Source organism: Paenibacillus sp. FSL K6-1318, from assembly GCF_037976905.1.
GTDB classification, from domain to species: Bacteria; Bacillota; Bacilli; order Paenibacillales; family Paenibacillaceae; genus Paenibacillus; species Paenibacillus amylolyticus_A.
Genome location: NZ_CP150270.1, coordinates 2,738,998 through 2,756,926 on the forward strand (window position 1 = coordinate 2,738,998; position 17,929 = coordinate 2,756,926).

12 protein-coding genes are annotated in these 17,929 nt (G+C 47.3%); 9 read left to right on the top strand and 3 right to left on the bottom strand.

The genetic code is table 11. The features are described from left to right. The first annotated feature begins 82 nt into the window (after positions 1-82). The 7 genes from NYE45_RS12390 to NYE45_RS12420 all read left to right on the top strand — a co-directional run bounded on the left by NYE45_RS12390 (position 83) and on the right by NYE45_RS12420 (position 11,980). A complete protein-coding gene (locus NYE45_RS12390) occupies positions 83-6,796 on the top strand; it encodes a hypothetical protein (protein WP_340016843.1) in 6,714 nt (2,237 codons plus the stop codon). Then, positions 6,793-8,484 carry a DUF11 domain-containing protein gene (locus NYE45_RS12395; RefSeq protein WP_340016844.1) on the top strand — a complete coding sequence of 564 codons (1,692 nt, stop codon included), beginning with the start codon at positions 6,793-6,795 and terminating at the stop codon, positions 8,482-8,484. Before NYE45_RS12390 ends, NYE45_RS12395 begins: the two co-directional genes overlap by 4 nt. Before the next feature lie 154 nt (positions 8,485-8,638). Further along, complete coding sequence (locus NYE45_RS12400) at positions 8,639-8,896, top strand: YolD-like family protein (RefSeq protein ID WP_036608707.1); 258 nt, start codon at positions 8,639-8,641, stop codon at positions 8,894-8,896. A 99-nt stretch (positions 8,897-8,995) separates the two neighbouring features. Further along, positions 8,996-9,115, top strand: a complete 120-nt coding sequence (locus NYE45_RS12405; RefSeq protein ID WP_024631887.1) for a hypothetical protein — start codon at positions 8,996-8,998, stop codon at positions 9,113-9,115. A gap of 157 nt (positions 9,116-9,272) precedes the next feature. Further along, positions 9,273-9,776: a ferritin gene (locus tag NYE45_RS12410; protein WP_062834066.1), complete on the top strand. Its 504-nt coding sequence runs from the start codon at positions 9,273-9,275 to the stop codon at positions 9,774-9,776. Between the two features lie 472 nt (positions 9,777-10,248). Continuing rightward, entirely contained in the window at positions 10,249-10,989 is a 741-nt protein-coding gene (locus tag NYE45_RS12415; RefSeq protein WP_340016845.1) for a polysaccharide deacetylase family protein, read from the top strand. 79 nt (positions 10,990-11,068) lie between these two features. After that, positions 11,069-11,980, top strand: a complete 912-nt coding sequence (locus NYE45_RS12420) for a hypothetical protein (protein WP_340016846.1) — start codon at positions 11,069-11,071, stop codon at positions 11,978-11,980. A gap of 183 nt (positions 11,981-12,163) precedes the next feature. Here the strand turns inward: NYE45_RS12420 and NYE45_RS12425 are convergent, their stop codons facing one another. From NYE45_RS12425 to NYE45_RS12435, 3 genes are all read right to left on the bottom strand, one after another. Then, positions 12,164-12,763, bottom strand: a complete 600-nt coding sequence (locus tag NYE45_RS12425) for a response regulator transcription factor (protein WP_340016847.1) — start codon at positions 12,761-12,763, stop codon at positions 12,164-12,166. Continuing rightward, a complete protein-coding gene (locus NYE45_RS12430) occupies positions 12,760-13,908 on the bottom strand; it encodes a sensor histidine kinase (protein ID WP_340017360.1) in 1,149 nt (382 codons plus the stop codon). Before NYE45_RS12430 ends, NYE45_RS12425 begins: the two co-directional genes overlap by 4 nt. A gap of 87 nt (positions 13,909-13,995) precedes the next feature. Continuing rightward, positions 13,996-15,054, bottom strand: a complete 1,059-nt coding sequence (locus NYE45_RS12435) for a fatty acid desaturase (RefSeq protein WP_340016848.1) — start codon at positions 15,052-15,054, stop codon at positions 13,996-13,998. Positions 15,055-15,430: 376 nt separating this feature from the next. On the opposite strand from NYE45_RS12435, the gene NYE45_RS12440 reads away from it, so the two are divergent. Further along, positions 15,431-16,270, top strand: coding sequence for a YitT family protein (locus NYE45_RS12440; RefSeq protein ID WP_062834072.1), 840 nt, complete (start codon positions 15,431-15,433; stop codon positions 16,268-16,270). 426 nt (positions 16,271-16,696) lie between these two features. After that, a complete protein-coding gene (locus NYE45_RS12445) occupies positions 16,697-17,917 on the top strand; it encodes an ROK family transcriptional regulator (RefSeq protein ID WP_340016849.1) in 1,221 nt (406 codons plus the stop codon). Positions 17,918-17,929 lie beyond the last annotated feature (12 nt).

The following is a 17,929-nucleotide window of genomic DNA, read 5'->3' on the forward strand; positions in this document are numbered from 1 at the left end:
GGGACATACAAATTTCGGAGGGAGCGTCATAGACTAATAATAGGCTCCGTTTCATAGGATTATAATTCTTGCTGAAGGGGAGGTGACTTCCATTCCTCTTGTCGTTCGTTCAACCGTCAACGCTACGGGGGCAATTACGTTTACGGGCAATACGCTGGGCCTGAGCCGTTCCGAAACGGTAGGGGTGCCTGGTACACAGGACAGCATCGGGGCGTTCACGACGACTAACGCAGACGTGCGTTTCGGAACGTATCCGCTGGGAACAACAAGTCTGTATCAGAGCAACAGTTCAGCAGCCATTCTTATACTGCCTGCTGGAAGTACCGTTCTGTATGCAGAATTGATCTGGGGCGGCAGTTACATCAATGGTACAGTCAACCTGAGTGCTGCCATCAACAATCCGGTTACGTTTATTACACCCGCAGGGACTTCCAGTGTGACTCCTGATCCACTTACCTACAATCAATTCGATCTGGGGGGCGGTGCTGCTGGCTATGTACGTTCCGCCAATGTGACTACACTTGTTCAAAGCGGGGGAGCCGGTACATATATCACTGGATCAGTGGTAGGGACTATTGTTATTCCAAGTGATTCCACGGCCAATCATGCGGGATGGACACTTGGGGTTATCTATCAGAATCCCAATCTCCCTTTTCGCAACATGTCTTTGCGTGCAGGCGGCGTACTGGTGCAATCTACTTCACCACCAGTAGTAACAACATTGACAGGATTCGCAACCCCCCTCTCCGGTGCACTTGGAGGAAGAACGCTGTTCAGTGCCCAGGAGGGTGACGCGAATCGGACAGGAGATCAGGCGTTATTTGGACCCACCTCAGCGACATCAGTGGCCTTATCGGGACCGAACAATCTGGCAGCGAACTTTTTTGCCTCCCAAATCAATGGAGATACGGGAGCACTTAACACAACAGGCACCTTTGGCACACGAAATCAGACCAATGGAGCTCCAGGCTCGAACATTGTTGGCGGTCGTCAAGGTTGGGATATTACCAATGTGGATGTGTCTGCAAGACTGATTAACAATCAATCCTCGGCAGTACTGACGCTAACCACTTCAGGTGACGCGTACATTGTGAACGCGAATGCGATACAAGTTGATATCAACGCACCCAGGATTACAGTGGCCAAGGCTTCTGTGGCGACTGGAGCGGTCGCGGGAGACAGCGTCCTGTACACGGCAACGATTAGTAATGGAGGTACAGCCAGTGCTGCCAGTGTGGTATTGTCCGATACTTTGCCACCGGGTCTGACTTTCATTCCAGGCAGTGTCACGGTGGGCGGGGTGTCCCGTCCAACACTGGATGTGACCGCAGGCATACCACTGGGTTCATTAAATTTAAGTACTAGTATTGTCGTGACCTATCGGGCCCTGATCGTGAATGATACCAGCATCCTTCAACTCGTCAATTCGGCAAATGCAGCATTTACCTTTCAAAGCGTTGCAGGTGGTGCAGTCATTACAGGAGTCATTCCGTCGAATAGTTCTACACTTCCTGTGTATTCACCTAACCTGTCCATTGTGAAATCGGCAAATACAACAAACGCTACGGTTGGAGATCAGGTAACGTATACACTTCAAGTCGTTAATGGAGGAAACGTCGCAGCCAACGTTACGATATCCGATAATATTCCAAGTGGAAGCACCTATGTTGCCGGAAGTTTTCGCGTGAACGGAACGGTTATTGCAGGAGCCAATCCGGTTACAGGGGTTAATTTGGGCAGTCTTGCAGCAGGAAGCACAACGACCATAACCTTTCAAGTCCTGGTCACGAACCTGCCTACACCGCCTACGTTGGTGGATCAGGCTACAGCTCCGTATTCATTCATTTCCGCTGACGGACGGACCATAACGGGTACGGTGGTGTCCAACACACTGACGATTCCGGTAACCTTGCCGAATGTAACTGTTGTCAAAAATGCAACGGTAACAGACGTTGCAGTTGGAGAAACCTTTACCTATTCGGTGGTCACGACGAATGGTGGCATACAAACCATTAGTAATGTCGTCCTAACGGATAGTCTTCCGGCGGGTCTTAATTTTGTGCCCGGAAGTGTGGTTGTCAGGGGTGCCAGTGTACCAGCAGCTAATCCAGCCAGTGGTATAGCCCTAGGTACATTGACGGCAGGAAGCTCCGCAACCGTGACATTTCAGGTTAATGCGCAGTCCTTGCCTAGTACCGGTTCGTTCGTCAATCGGGCGGTCGTATCTTATAGTTCAGGCACGTTTACAGGGATCTCCAACTCAAACTCCATCACAACGCCTGTATACCAGCCTGTGATTACAATTAATAAGTCGGCGAATCAGACCAATGCCACATTGGGAGATCAGCTTGCGTATACACTGCTCGTGACGAATAGCGGGAATATTGCAGCACAGGTGAACGTGACCGATACGATCCCGGCAGGTCTCACGTTTATTCCCGATTCGGTAACGGTGAATGGTACAGCACGTCCAGGTGTCAGTCCTTTAACCGGGATCACGCTGGGGAGTCTCCTGCCTGGTGGGAGTGCCACGGTGGTATTTCGCACGTCACTGACGACGCTGCCATCCCCGCCAACTTTGGAGAATCAGGGAACTGGAAATTACACGTACCAGCTTCCGAGTGGACGTAATCTGTCAGGAAGTAGCCTGTCCAATATCGTTCGCATACCCGCTTCAGCTCCCAACATATCCATTGCCAAAACAGTCAATACAGCAGACGCCACTGTAGGGGATGTGCTTACCTATACGGTTGTAACCACCAATTCTGGCAGTGGGGCAGTTCAGAACCTGGTTCTCTCAGATACGCCTTCTGCTGGTTCAGAGTTTGTATCCGGGAGTGTCACCATTAATGGTGCCGCGGCAAGAAATGCAAGCCCGGTTTCGGGTATTGCTCTGGGGACGTTGAACAGCTCCAGCAGTGTAACCGTGACCTACCAGACAAGAGTGACCTCCATTCCTGCTACAGGTTCGGTCAGCAACCGGGCAAGTACAGCTTTTACGTCAGGCAGTTTTAATGGCGTTTCCTCATCGGTGACAGTGAATACGCCGATTTTTCAACCTGTCATTCAAGTGGTGAAATCGGCCAGTACAACGAGTCTGACCGTGGGAGATACCTTTAATTACGCCATCCAGATTACGAATACGGGCAATATTGCAGCGACGGTTACGTTAACAGATCCGGTTCCTGCCGGAGCCATATTCAATACCAACAGTGTCATCATTAATGGCTCGCCTGTACCTGGTGTCAGCCCAAACTCTGGAATCAGTCTGGGAGCACTCGCCGCGGGCGCAACCGCGACAGTCACTTTCCTTGCAACGGTCAACAGCCTGCCAGATGCAAGACAGCTGATTAATCAGGCTATTGCATCCTATAGCTACGCTCTTCCGAGTGGAAGGAATATTTCAGCTTTTGTTTCATCAAATACAATCACCATTCCCGTATCCCTGCCGAATGTAAGCATTGTAAACAGTGATAACCTAGATTACGCCGTATCTGGAGATATCGTTCGATATACTTCAGTCATTCGTAACAACGGAACAGTAGCAGTGAACAACGTGGTATACGCGAACCCGCTTCCTTCGAACACCCCATTTATACCCGGAAGTGTCATTGTGAACGGGACGTCATTCCCGCTCTCCAATCCGACCGCCGGCATTCCAATCGGTACATTGGCCCCAGGGGCTGAGGTAACCGTAACTTTTGAGGTGAGGATAACTATGCCGATCCCTTCGCAGATTAACAATCAGTCGACGGTCAGCTTCACATCCGGTTCATTTTCGGGGTCATCATCGTCCAATACCACACAGACTCCGGTCATACAGCCACAGATTTCACTTGTCAAAACGGCGAATACAGCTAATGCAACCGTAGGTGATACGGTGGTATATACCGTGACAGTGAGTAATGCCGGTAACCTGGAGGCCAATGTAACGGTGACCGACACCATTCCGGCTGCAACGACTATTGTGCCGAACAGCGTGGTGGTATCCGGTGTGCCACAGCCGGGAGCAACACCAGCAGCAGGTATTCCGGTCGGTATTGTAGCAGCGGGAGCGACAGCTGTCGTCACGTTTGCGGTGGTTGTGAACTCACTTCCATCGCCGCAGCAGCTCAGCAATTTTGCAACATCATCCTTTACATTTACACCTCCTGATGGAAGGACGTTAACAGGAACAGCCACTTCAAATACACTGACATTTCCCGTCTCTTCACCCAACGTTGCTGTTGTCAAAAGCACTTCATCAACTGCTGCTGCCGTGGGCGATACAGTCAGTTATTCCATTCTGATTACGAACAGCGGTATTGCGCCGGTAAGCAATATTCAATTTTCAGATCCGATTCCTGCCGGAGCCACTTTCAACACAGGCAGTGTTACCGTGAATGGGGTGGCCCAACCCGGTTCCAATCCGGCAGGGGGGATATCACTTGCTACACTGGGACCTGGAGCCTCCGCGACCGTGACATTCAGTGTCAGGGTCAATGAGATTCCACCAGGGGGGCAGTTGAGCAATCGCTCCACAGTCAGTTTTACCTCTGGAGCGTTCTCAAGCACGACGTTTTCCAATACAGTGGTCACTCCGGTGTACCAACCAATTCTTACGGCTCAAAAGATAGCAAGCACACAAAATGCCACCGTCGGGGACACCGTTAGCTATACGATAAACGTGAGTAATCAGGGGAACTACGGAGCCCAAATCAATCTGACGGATAACCTGCCAGCGGGTACCATTCTTGTTCCGAACAGTGTCATTGTGAACGGTCAACCGTTACCAGCTGCAAGTCCGGCAACGGGCATTCCCGCAGGCAATGTGGCTGCCGGGGCTACAACCACGATTACGTTTTCCGTAGTTATTGATACGTTACCAACCCCGCAGCAGCTCGTGAATCAGGCTTCCGTTGCGTTATCCTTTACATTGCCAGACGGGCGGAATATTACAGGCACAGTGTTATCCAATGTGCTTACCATTTCGGTTTCGGCACCCGATGTGGATGTGGTCAAATCCACGACATCCACTGCTGTTTCCGTCGGGGACATCGTAACCTACAGCATCGCCGTAACCAATAACGGAATTGCGAGTGTTAGCAATGTGATTTTCACAGATGCGGTGCCGGCAAGTACAATTCTTACCGCAGGCAGTGTGTATGTTGATGGTGTTCTTCGCCCAGGTGCGAACCCTTCAACAGGAATAACGCTTGGTTCCATTGCACCGGGCGTGACCGTCACGGTTGTGTTTAGTGTTCAGATCACATCTCTTCCGGCAAGTGCAGTATTGAACAACCAGTCAACCGTGAGTTTCACATCCGGTGCATTTTCTGCTACCACATTTTCCAACACCATTACAACACCGGTATACCAACCCATTCTGGCAGCAGTCAAAACAGGAGATCAGGCCATTGCAACTGTGGGGGATACGGTGGTATACAGTATTGCCATTACCAATACCGGGAACTATGGAGCATCTGTCACGTTAACGGATACCATCCCGGCTGGAACGGAGCTTGTACCGAATAGTGTTATTATTAATGGCGCTTCAGCACCTGGTGCTGATCCGGCTTCGGGTATCCCATTGGGTGTTGTATCCACAACAACTACGGTTCTGTTCTCCGTTGTGATCGTGACGCTGCCTCTGAGCCAGTCCATAACCAATCAGGCTTCAGCCACCTTTTCCTACACATTACCTGATGGAAGAACACTGGGAGGCAACATTACGTCGAACGCACTCAACATTCAGGTATCTGCTCCAAATGTCAGCGTAGTGAAGACCACTCCTGTCATTGATGCTGTGGTTGGCGATACGATCGTATATGAGATGGTTGTGAGCAATAACGGAATTGACCCTGTCAACAACATTGTGATCACCGATCCGATTAGCCCAGCCACTACATTTGTTACAGGCAGTGTTCTGGTGGACGGCGTCCCGCGTGCCTTAGCTAATCCGGCGCTCGGTATTGCTCTTGGTACGCTGGCACCGGGAGCATCTGTAGCTGTATCGTATGTGGTTCGGGTCAATTCACTTCCAACGCCACCTCAAGTGAGCAGTCAGTCTTCCGTAAGCTTCACGTCTGGCGTTTTCTCTGGAGCGGCCTATTCCAATACAGTTATCACACCGATCTATCAGCCGATACTGGCATTAACGAAAACAGCCAGTACCTCCAATGCAACGATCGGTGATACCATCATTTATTCCTTTACCATTAACAACAGTGGAAATCTCGGAGTCAACTTGACCTTAACGGACAATATACCGGATGGCGCCGTACTGCTTCCCAACAGTGTTCTGATCGATGGTGTTCCACAACCCGGAGCCAACCCGGAATCAGGGATTGTGGTTGGTACGATACCGCCTGGAGGATCGGTGAACGTAACGGTTACGCTTGAAGTTACGGTGGATTCGTTGCCACAGAACCAGCAGCTGATCAATCAGGCCACTGCCAACTATACCTATAGTCCGCCAGATGGCCGTCTGTTGACTGGGATCGTATCTTCCAACGTGCTGGTGATCCCTGTATCTGCACCTAATGTTGTTGTTGTCAAAAGCACAAGTGCCATTGATGCTGTGGTTGGCGATGTAATCACCTATACGGTTGTCGTAACCAATAGTGGTATTGAAGTGGTGAATAATGTTGTCATGGTTGACCCTGTGCCAGCAGGCACGGTATTTGTAACCGGAAGTGTAACCGTGGATGGCGTGGCAAGACCTACCGGTAATCCGAATACAGGAATAACGCTCGGTTCCATTGCTGCTGGTGCTTCGGTGACCGTTACATTCCGAGTAGAGGTCGTTGTGTTATGAGTCCCAATTCCGGTCCGTTGTCCCACTGGCTTCAGAATCAGTCGTTGGTTCGATTCAGCTCGGGTACGACTGAACTGGAACAGGTGGCGTATTCCAATACAGTCATTACTCCATGGGTCGGGCCCAGGCTGGAAGTGAAAAAGCAATGCAATGTAGCTGTGGCTACATTGGGGCAGTCCCTGACCTACCTGATCGAGATTGTGAACACAGGCAATTGTACAGCTATCGTTCATGTAGTGGACTCTCTATCCCCAGAAACATCACTTCTTCCAAATAGTGTACTGCGTGACGGGATTCCCCTACCGGGGGCATCACCGGAGCGTGGGTTGCCTCCTGCAGAGATCGTTCCTGGGGCAACTCTGAGATATCACTTTCAGGTCGTAGTCATGCGGATACCCGCAGGCTTCAAGCTGCTCAATCAAGCTCAGGTTAACTATGAGTTTGGGACATCTGAGGGCAGGACCGTCAGAGGTGTGGAGAAATCCAACACGGTGGAGGTGAGTATGGTTTCGTCCCGGCTTGAGGTCAGCCTTCAAGCCGAGCGGGGCCAGACTTTCTCAGGAGACATTGTTATGTACACCGTCATCGTGAGCAATCCGGGTTTTATTATAGCTACGAGTGCTCAGGTAACGATTGCATTGCCTCAAGGTGTTGTTTTTATTCCTGCCAGTGTGATTGTGAATGAAATGTTCGCGCCTCAAGTCACGCCCGATACCGGAATAGAGCTTGGGGAGATTGAGCCTGGAAGTTCCGTTCGGATACAATACCGTGTTCAGGTCGTGGGGAGAAGCGATACGAACGGAATATCAAGCGTAGCTGTACTAACGTATATCTCGGCAGGTCAGCAGGAAACGGTCTACTCCAATGAAGTTACCTTGGAAGTGATACAGCCCCAGATCTCTGTGGTCAAAAGTGTACTCCCGGTAACGGCCACATGGGGGGATGCCGTCCGATATAATATTACCGTCTCCAATGCAAGCAGCTATGCGGTGGATGGCACCCTGATGGATGTATTGCCATCAGGTATGACATTTGTCGAAGGCAGTCTGGGCTGGAATGGGGTTAAACGTCCCGGAACCAATCTGGCCAAAGGGCTTAATCTGGGGACGTTGACTGCCAGATCTGTTCTGAATATTCAGTTCGAGGGCAAACTTGCAGAACGTGGTGAACTGATCCCTGATCAATACAGATATGTGAATCATGCCAGCCTGATGTATACATTTCGCTTGCCGGATTCACGGTCAGTGCAGCGGATGATTACATCCAATGAAGCTGTCGTCGAGTTGAAAACGCCGATAATCCAGGCCTATGTTCAAGTGGAACCGACATTGGTTGAGCAGGGAGGCACGGTCACGTTTCAGGTACGGGTGGTGAATACGGGCAATCTGCCGGCACGCGTACAATTGGGGGGCATTTTACCTGAGGGTGCCAAATGGCTTGGGCAAGCTGCGGGCCAGATCCAATGGAGCATTCCGGAATATTCCACGCCAAGAGTTCTGCATGTGGGGGAAATTGAGCCGGGAACGGAAAGGAACATCTCTTATGTAGCGCAGTTATCTTCAGAACAGACAGGAACGCTGCAAGGGGCCCTGACCGTCATGTACACGTATGAATGGAATGGACAAAAACGTGCAGGAGAATCCCGATCGAATGAGTACAGCATCATTGTGGAGTATGGTGAAGAATAGGGGGGAACACGGTTAACGGTAACTTGCCTGAGGAATTTGCTCAATCTTGGGTGCCATGACATTACACAGACGTAAATGAATGGTATACTAATTGAATATGAACTCGGCAATCAACCCGTGGAATCGGGACGTCGGAGTAGAGGAGGCAGCCACATTGGCAAAAGCAAAAGTAGCAAAAAGACCTACACGGGATGAGTTTGAACTTGAAGAGTTGGGAAATCAGCTGGTTGAAGCCTTTCGTGAACGTTCGGAAGTACTGTTGACGGTATGGGGCAAGGAAGATCAGGTGCAAGGAGTCATTGTCAAAATGGACTCCCGTACACGACTCGTGCATGTAGAGTATACAGAGGAAGAGTTCACGGCGAAGGTACCTTTTCTGGATATCATGCGAGTGCAATCTCCACGGTACTGAACGAAAAAAACAGCTTTTGAATAATTAGGGCATCCGCCCTGTCAAAGTCGTTCTTCCTGCATAAGATAACCCATACCTGTTGCAGAGGAGGTACGGTCAATGAGCGAAGTATTAGGTGGAGAAGCAAGAGGCTACGGATACGGAGGTTTCACTTCTGTAGGTGCCATTCTGGTTCTGTTCATCCTGTTGGTTATCATCTCCAAAGCGTTCTTGGTATAATTGCATATCTCTAAAGAATGAAAGGAGCTCTGCCATCGCGGCAGAGCTTTTTTTGTACGTTCAGTCATTGGCGAAATTTGTAGAAAATCGGTGTAAGTCCTGTAGTCGTTATGTTAGAATATAACCATCCCTAGAGAAAGAAAGAGGTGTTTTGATAATGAGCAAAGAGTTAACAGAATCTTTAAATGAACAGATGAACTTTGAGTTTTATTCCGCTCATGTATATCTGGCTATGGCAGCCTATTGTTCCAGCAAAAGTCTGGATGGATTTGCGAACTTCTTCATCGTGCAAGCGGAGGAAGAGCGATTCCATGGCATGAAAATATACAAATTCCTGAATGATCGTGGACAACGTGCCACACTGGCGGCTTTGCCAGAACCGAAGAATGAATATGCTTCGATGCTGGATGTATTTGAGCATGGTTATGCTCATGAGCAGCAAAACACGAAAAAATTCTACAATCTGGCTGACATCGCCCTGAATGAACGTGAACATGCAACGATGTATTTCCTGAAATGGTTCATTGATGAGCAGGTTGAAGAGGAAGCATTGTTTGACAACATTATTCAGAAGCTGCGCCGCATCGAAAAAGACAGCAATGCCTTCTACATGCTGGATGCAGAGTTTGGCAAACGTTCGTTCACTGCCCCAGCTGAATAACTGTACGTTGGGAGTCGAGAAGATTCCAGCGACAAAAAATCATCTACATACAGCATGAGGTAATGATCCTGAAGCAATGGGGGCAATCCCCCTGCAAGGGATGATGGTTTGATGCCATATGCTGATTCAAGACGAAGAAGGCCTGCACTTGTGCAGGCTTTTTTTGCATGCAAAGACATTTCGTTATTTTATTGATATGCTTGAATCGTAGCAAAAGTCTATCAAAATCCTGAATATGGGTAATAGAGGATATGTCACAATTGAGCTATCCTGGCGGGATCTTTTTTTGCGCAAATCTATCAAATTCGTTTTAAATTTTAGGTTTATCTGACAAAAGTGTAACTCTACCGTAGCCTTTGAAGCGAGAACAAGAGCTGCTATCTTTGATAGTATTAGGATTAATCGCCAAGGGATGAAGGTAGAACAACATGGACACCCGGGGAAATATAACACATAAGGGAGACTTTTAATTATGCTACATATTCGCAAATCTATCATGGTCACACTTGCAATTCTATTAATCATTCCACTATTATTGCCGCAGTCGGTATCTGCCAAATCAACTACATCGAAGGATAGCGCAAACAAAGCGAGTTCCAAAATCATATACCTGACTTTTGACGATGGGCCAACGGCTCACACAGGTCAGTTACTCGATATTCTCGATCAATATAATGCGAAGGCAACGTTCTTCATGTTGGGTCCTCAGATGGAGCAATTTCAGAAGGCTACCAAACGCATCGTAGCTGACGGGCATGGATTGGGTCTGCATGGTGTGACTCACGTTCCAAGCAAATTCTATAAATCTGCCTATAGCGGATTGAAAGAGATGCAACAGGCCAATGTAAGTCTGAACAAGGTTGCCGGAGTTAAAACAAGTCTCGTTCGGACGCCATATGGTAGTAAACCATATCTCAAGCCGGCATTTCGTAATGTGCTGCTGGGTCAGGGTGGGTTCCATTTATGGGATTGGAATGTGGATTCGGAAGACTGGAAATACAAGAAGGATCACCAGAAAGTCTATAACAGTGTAATGAAGCAGATCCACAATGTGCAAAAGAGCGGAACAACGCCTGTTGTGCTTATGCACGACCAGGAAGCGACGTTGAAGGTCCTGCCACAAGTGTTGAAAACATTGAAGGCAGAAGGGTATCGTTTTGAAGTATTAAGCAAGAAAGTACAGCCGGTTAACTTCTGGAATGACAAGCGTTAATCTTTTGAACTACGAATCAGACATTAGATCGATCCTGACTACACGTTGGACACAACTCACAACGAAGGAGGTACACATCATGAAGAAACAACCATTGTGGATCACCATTCCGGTAACGACAGCCGTTTTACTTGCGCTGGCAGGGTGTGGCGGACCGGATTCGAATGCTGCATCATCAGAGAATAGTTCTTCACCAACGACAACAGTGGGTGAACAGACCCAGAGCGGAAGCGGTGGTGCTGATTTCTCTAATGAAAATGAAGCGGGAACCCAAGAAAACACGAATACAACAGATAGTGAAGAAACATCCGGATCGAAGGCGAATGACAACCAAGCTGCCGCTGGTCAGGTGGGTGTGAATGAGGTAATCCAGCAAGTTCGTAACCAGTTGACGATGAAGGATGCATCTTTACCCACATCTTTTACGTTAGAGAAGGGCGAACATTTGGGTGCGGCAATACCATCCAACACTGCTGATGCGTTTAAAGTAAACTTCTACGCTACGACTCAGTCTGTTGCTATCAATGATGCTTCGTTAACTGCATCTGGCAGCAAGGTACCTGTACTGGCTTCTTATGAAATGAAGACCTATAAGGACCCGAATCAGTCAGAAATTTTCCCTGAGACGGACCTGAAAGACATTCCAACAGACATGGCTGTGGATCTGGGACATGGCATCCAAGGCTTGAGTGAAGGTGCGGCAGGCAGTCAATATCTGACATGGCAAGAAGGAAGATGGACGCTGCAAATTCGCTCGGTTTCCGAAGATAAGATGAATAATCCGGGTATTGCAAAGAAAATGGTGGAGTATCTGGAGTCACATACATTGCCTGTACCGAAAGATAAAGGGTATATCAACGTGGAATATCCAAGTGGAGGAAAGTCTGTTCATGTAACGATCTCATGGCAGGACGGTCATAAAATTTATCAGCTCAAGACCAATCAAGTGCCACTGGAAGCTCTTGGCATGGCTGTATCTGTAAAATCATAAGCAATTCACAGATATTCTGCAATGTACAAGAAGTGAATGTCAGATTGTTATAATAAACATAAAAAAAGCTTGGCCAAGGAAGTGTTTTCCTGGACCAAGCTTTTATTACGAGCATGTTACTACGACTGACTTGTGCAGCCGGGTACATGCCTATTTATGTTTTAATGGGTTAAAGCGGTACTTTCATTTGAACCACCCTTTTTCCTTGGAACGAGTAATAGCCTCAATGCGGTTACTGGCATTTAACTTGTTGAGAATGATGGAGATGTAGTTACGTACCGTGCCCGTTGTAATAAACAGATGTCCGGCAATCTCCTTTGTGTTCTTCCCGTCTGCCATGAGGCCGAGTACGGCGTTCTCGCGTTCAGTCAGAGGATTCTCTTCTACATAAGCCTCATCGACCAGGTCGGGAGCGAAGATACGTCTGCCATTCATGACTTGGCGGATCGCCTCGGCAAGTTCTTCAATTGGACTGTCTTTGAGCAGATAACCACGGACACCACCCTTAAGGGCACGTTCGAAATATCCGGTCCGGGCAAAAGTGGTCAGGATAATGACCTTGCAGCTCAATCCTTTAAGTTCTTCTGCGGCTTCGAGGCCGCTTTTCACGGGCATTTCTATATCCATCAGACAGATGTCGGGTGCAAGCTCTTGCACCAGAGCAAGGGCTTCCTGGCCGTTGCTGGCACGTCCGACGACTTCCATATCTTCCTCCAGATTAAGCAGGGAAGACAAGGCACCGAGCATCATGCGCTGATCTTCTGCGATTACAATCCTGATCATGATTCTGCCTCCTTTATCGGTTTGCGGACGAGTTTGGGCACATGAATAATGATTGCTGTACCCTGGGTGTCTGTACCAGAGCGAATATCCAGACAACCATTCACGAATTCAAGTCGTTCCTTCATGCCCAAAATTCCTGTTCCGCGCCGATCCGTTTTGCGAGTTCGTTCTATTCCGACACCGTTATCCTGCACGGTTAGTACATTATTGGCGGGTGTTTCCTCAATGACGACGGTACAAGTTGTTGCCTGACTGTGTTTGACCACATTGGTGACAGCTTCTTTCAAGCACATGCCAAGCACATTTTCATTCAATTGCGACGTGTCTTGCAGCTTCGGGTTACCTTCGAGTACAAATTCAATCGATGCGGCCTTCAGAATCTGCTCTGCCCGGAACAGTTCATCGACCAATTGCGTACCACGCATGGTTGTTACCATTTCGCGGACTTCCTTCAGAGCTGTACTTGCCGTTTGTCTGAGGTCGTTCAATTCAATCTCGGCCTGATCGGGATTATTGCGGAGCAGCCGCTTCGCCAGATCGGTTTTCAGACCGATCAGAGAGAGCTTCTGTCCAAGGGTATCGTGCAGGTCACGAGCGATACGTTGACGTTCTTCCATTTTCACGAGATCATCCAGTCGTTTGTTGGCATTCTCCAATTGGCCTTCCAATTGTTCAGTCTTATTTTTGTTATACGTACTGATTGGAAGCAGGATGGAGGCCATTAAGCTGATAAATACAAACGGGAACTGACTCACGAGCAATGAACTCTGATTGATAAAACCATAATTAATGGTTAGAAAGCTGGCTCCTAAATTCACCGAGTAGAGGGTGAAAAAACCGGCTTTATTTTTAATATTCCCAATAAAAAAAGCAAGAAACAATGAGAAATAGGCATAATCATAGGCGATGGTCATCGTAATGGATATGGCAATGAGCAATCCAATCCACATGTACACCTGCCAGCCCTTGGTAATGAAGGCGAGCAGATAACAGACGAAGAAGACGAGGATGATAATAATGCCGGTCACCATCGTCCATAATTTGGAATATTGTGAAATGTAATAGAAGGGCAGGATGAAAAAGACCAGCCATACATAAGGATTTAACCCTGTATTTTTATAAAAAATCTGCATCCACTTTTGAATGTAATTCTCCTCCTTGCACTTGTACTCAACTTTAGCATGACTGTAGCATGACTATGGCTTGAATACAAGAAAACGAATCCGACAGAGTTAAGGCTTCTCTGTCAGACCCGCTGGATTGGTTACTCGGATAGGCGGTTGAACATACGGCTTGCGGGATAAGCTTTTGAGCTGTTTGAAACTAATAAATTGTTTGGAATCTTCATCCCATAAGCGGAAGCGCAGGGCAACCAGACTGGAACGTAGTGTAATGGTCGTTGCTTTTTGCAAAGGCGGTGTTGCATTATGTGCCTCTTCCAGGAAATAGTTCGGTACACGCGGGCTCAAGTGATGCACATGGTGGAACCCGATGTTACCACTGATCCATTGCAATAATTTTGGCAATTTGTAATAAGAACTGCCTTCAACCGCTGCTTTTACATAACTCCATTCATCTTCATGTTCAAAGTACGTTTCTTCGAACTGATGCTGAACGTAGAACAACCAAATGCCGAAGAAACCGGAGAAGAAGAATACAGGTGCTTGCACCATAACAAAAGCCTGCCAGCCAATTAACCAGCACATGAATGCATAGAGTCCAACAATCAAGGCTGTAGTCAAGTGAGTATTAATACGCTCTTTACGTCTTGCGCCTTTGCGGTTAAAGCGATAAGCAAGAATGAACACATAGATTGGTCCGATGCAGAACAATACAAATGGATTACGATAAATCCGGTAGAAAAGACGACCCCAAGGGGAAGCTTCTTTGTATTCGTCAACCGTCATGACCCAGATATCGCCTACACCACGTTTGTCGAGATTACTGCTGGTTGCGTGATGGATGGAATGCTCGGCTTTCCATTGTTGATAGGGTGTCAGTGTTAATACGCCTGTAATGGTACCGAGAATATCATTGGCACGTTTGCTTTTAAAGAATGAACCGTGACAGCAGTCATGGAAGATAATGAATGTCCGTAGTACAAATCCGGATGCCACCAGGGCAATTGGGAAGGTTAGCCAGTAGGAAACTGATAAGCTAAAGTAAGCTGCAGCCCATAGCAAGAAGAGTGGGAGCAATGTATTGATTAACTGACGGATACTTAATCTGAGATCATTTTTTTCGTAAGGGGTGACTTCTTTTTTTAGCGCCATTTCTTTGGTTCTACTCATTGACGTATGTCCTCCTTCAATCGTTATAACTGTAGTCAGCTACAACTTCACGTTTCCCGGTAAGACTTTCCTCTAGGAAGCGTTTTTATCATTGTAAAACAAACCGACCATGACAGTAAGTCATAAACGTCAGCCCTTTATAATGATGAACATCAATGATGGACCATGACATTTGTCATGGGTGTATGGTGATGAATGGCTTTGCAGAAGAGAAAAGAGAAGGGTTTTGTAAATTCCTTTGCACAAATTACGTAACAATTTGTATTATGTATACAAATTTTGTTGTGGGCATGGTAAAATCTATCTTTGAGTGATTATGACAACTTATGAGACGGGTCGATTAGGTTGATTTCTGATGGATTGGATGGAATGCATAATGAAGAAACGAATTACGGATATTCTATTTATTATGGCAGGTGCATTTCTGTTTGCACTGGCGGTGAACCTGTTCGTCATCCCGAACGATTTGGCTGAAGGCGGCGTCACGGGTATCACGATTATTTTGTATTACCTGTTTGAATGGTCCCCTGGACTGATGAACTTGATCCTGAACGGTATTCTGTTAATTGTGGGATATCGATTTCTTGATAAAACGACTACGGTGTATACGATTATTGCGGTCGTATTCAACTCGTTGTTCCTGCATCTGACGGAGAGCTGGACGATTGCATCGGATGAACTCTGGATCAATACCATCTTTGCTGGAGTATTTGCCGGTCTTGGTATTGGCTTGATTGTTAGAGTGGGAGGCACAACGGCGGGTACCGTGATCTTGGCCCGACTTGCCAACAAATATCTGGATTGGAATATCAGTTACGGACTTCTGTTTTTCGATCTGATTGTGGCCTTTTCCTCATACTTCATCATTGGCCCACAAGGATTAATGTGTACGATTGTCTTGCTGTTTGTCGGAACCAAAACGATGGAGTTCATTATTGAAGGACTCAATCCGAAAAAAGCAGTTATGATTATTTCTTCCAAACAGGATGAAATTGCGAAGCAAGTCATTGAGAAGATGGATCGCGGAGTAACCGTCCTGTCCGGTCATGGCTATTACACGAAAAATAAGAAAGAAATTCTATACATTGTGATTAGCAAACAGGAAGTTTCCATGCTGAAGAAAATTGTACGAGCAGAAGACGAGATTGCTTTTATCACCATTCATGATGTGCGTGATGTCTTCGGTGAGGGATTCATTGAACTCTCCAAAACTTGATGAAATGAATATGTATATATGGAAGAAAAAAGTTGCGGTGGAATATGACCGCAACTTTTTTGGTAGGTTAATATTATCCGGTATTAATCTAGTTCAAACAGAATATTAATAGTGTTTTCTTCTCTTTATTCCACAATATTCAACCGTTACATGACAGTGTTTTTTACACTTTGTAGGGACATATTTCGATTCCGTCCTAGCAAAAGAGTGCAAAGATAAACACTATACAGATACCAGGAGCGATGATATATTGAATTTAATTAATTTGTTAATAAACTTAACTAACTAAGCGTTTAGCATAATTTCCAAAAGCGTTTTACAATCAGCAAGGTATATATCGAAACGGTTTTATTCGTCTATATTTTGTACCGGAGAGCGCCTTTAATCGAATTATGAAAAATGCTAACTATAAAAGGAGGGGATAAGATGGCTGGCACACCGCAATATATCCGCAATCTGAATGAAAATCTGATTATGGATGCTCTGATAACTCAGGGAACCATGTCGAGAGCGGATATCAGCCGTCAGACCGGACTGAGTAAACCCACGGTGTCGTCGGCGGTCGAACATCTGATTGATCGTAATCTGGTGAGGGAAACAGGGAGAGCTGACAACGCTCAGGGTCGCAAAGCAACGCTCATCCGTTTCAATGAAACGGCTTATTATGTCTGTGGCATAGATCTCGGAGCAACACGTATTCGGATCGCATTATCCGATCTGAATGGAGAGATCATCGCCTATCAAACGTATCCCATGGTAGTTCAAGCAGCCAATGACCAAGCACAAGCGACGATACTGGAGCTTCTTCGAAGTCATATGAACGCATTGCTTGAGGAAAATCATCTGAACTGGAATCAGATTCAGTGCATCGGGTTTGGCATACCGGGTGTAGTACTGCCCGAAACGGGGCGTATCAGTCGTATTGTGGACCCGTTAGTGGGTCTGGAACAAGCCTTCTCGCTGGAGTCGTTGTCTGGAGCATTCCCCTGTGAAGTAATCTTGGAGAATGATGTGAATCTTGCGGCGCTAGGGGAGTACAGGAGCGGTGCAGCAGCAGGTTATCCTTTGTTTGTTTTTTTCTCCATCGGGACAGGTACGGGCGCTGGCATCATGGTGCATGGTCAACTGCTTCGAGGTCTTGGTGGGTTAACCGGAGAGATTGCCGAGATGCTGATGGAGGATGGCCGTCGTCTGGAGGAAGTGCTATCAGCCGATGGTCTGATGCAGTTGGCGAAACGTCATCTTTATCTGCATGATGAACTATTGGTGGCTGCTGATTCGGGAGCGGATGTAAATGTAGATGCAGATGCTCTTCGCAGACATTTGACTCCCGAGAAGTTATTTGAAGCTGCACGCAGTGGAGAAGTAGAAGCGTTAGAGATTCTTAAGCAGTATAGCCAGATGATTGCTTCAGCTCTGCGTCAGATTAGCGTGGTGCTTGCTCCTGATCTGATTGTGCTTGGCGGAGGCGTAGGGGGGAACGGTGATGTGTTGTTACCGTTATTGAGACAGATCATATCTGAGCATTTCCCGGTGCAGCCACAGCTAATCTGCTCCAAGCTTGGTGAGCAGGCTGTTGTTACGGGTGCGGTACAGGTGGCTCTACAACAAACGATGCTGAATCTTCAACAGGAAGCCATGGAATAGATATTAGATTTA

What these genes read in the sequence shown, in the direction of transcription:
- NYE45_RS12440 (WP_062834072.1), top strand. Translation starts at nt 15,431, where the DNA reads ATGAAGAAACGAATTACGGATATTCTATTTATTATGGCAGGTGCATTT.
- NYE45_RS12405 (WP_024631887.1), top strand. Translation starts at nt 8,996, where the DNA reads ATGAGCGAAGTATTAGGTGGAGAAGCAAGAGGCTACGGATACGGAGGT.
- NYE45_RS12395 (WP_340016844.1), top strand. Translation starts at nt 6,793, where the DNA reads ATGAGTCCCAATTCCGGTCCGTTGTCCCACTGGCTTCAGAATCAGTCG.
- NYE45_RS12445 (WP_340016849.1), top strand. Translation starts at nt 16,697, where the DNA reads ATGGCTGGCACACCGCAATATATCCGCAATCTGAATGAAAATCTGATT.
- NYE45_RS12410 (WP_062834066.1), top strand. Translation starts at nt 9,273, where the DNA reads ATGAGCAAAGAGTTAACAGAATCTTTAAATGAACAGATGAACTTTGAG.
- NYE45_RS12415 (WP_340016845.1), top strand. Translation starts at nt 10,249, where the DNA reads ATGCTACATATTCGCAAATCTATCATGGTCACACTTGCAATTCTATTA.
- NYE45_RS12425 (WP_340016847.1), bottom strand. Translation starts at nt 12,763, where the DNA reads ATGATCAGGATTGTAATCGCAGAAGATCAGCGCATGATGCTCGGTGCC.
- NYE45_RS12435 (WP_340016848.1), bottom strand. Translation starts at nt 15,054, where the DNA reads ATGAGTAGAACCAAAGAAATGGCGCTAAAAAAAGAAGTCACCCCTTAC.
- NYE45_RS12420 (WP_340016846.1), top strand. Translation starts at nt 11,069, where the DNA reads ATGAAGAAACAACCATTGTGGATCACCATTCCGGTAACGACAGCCGTT.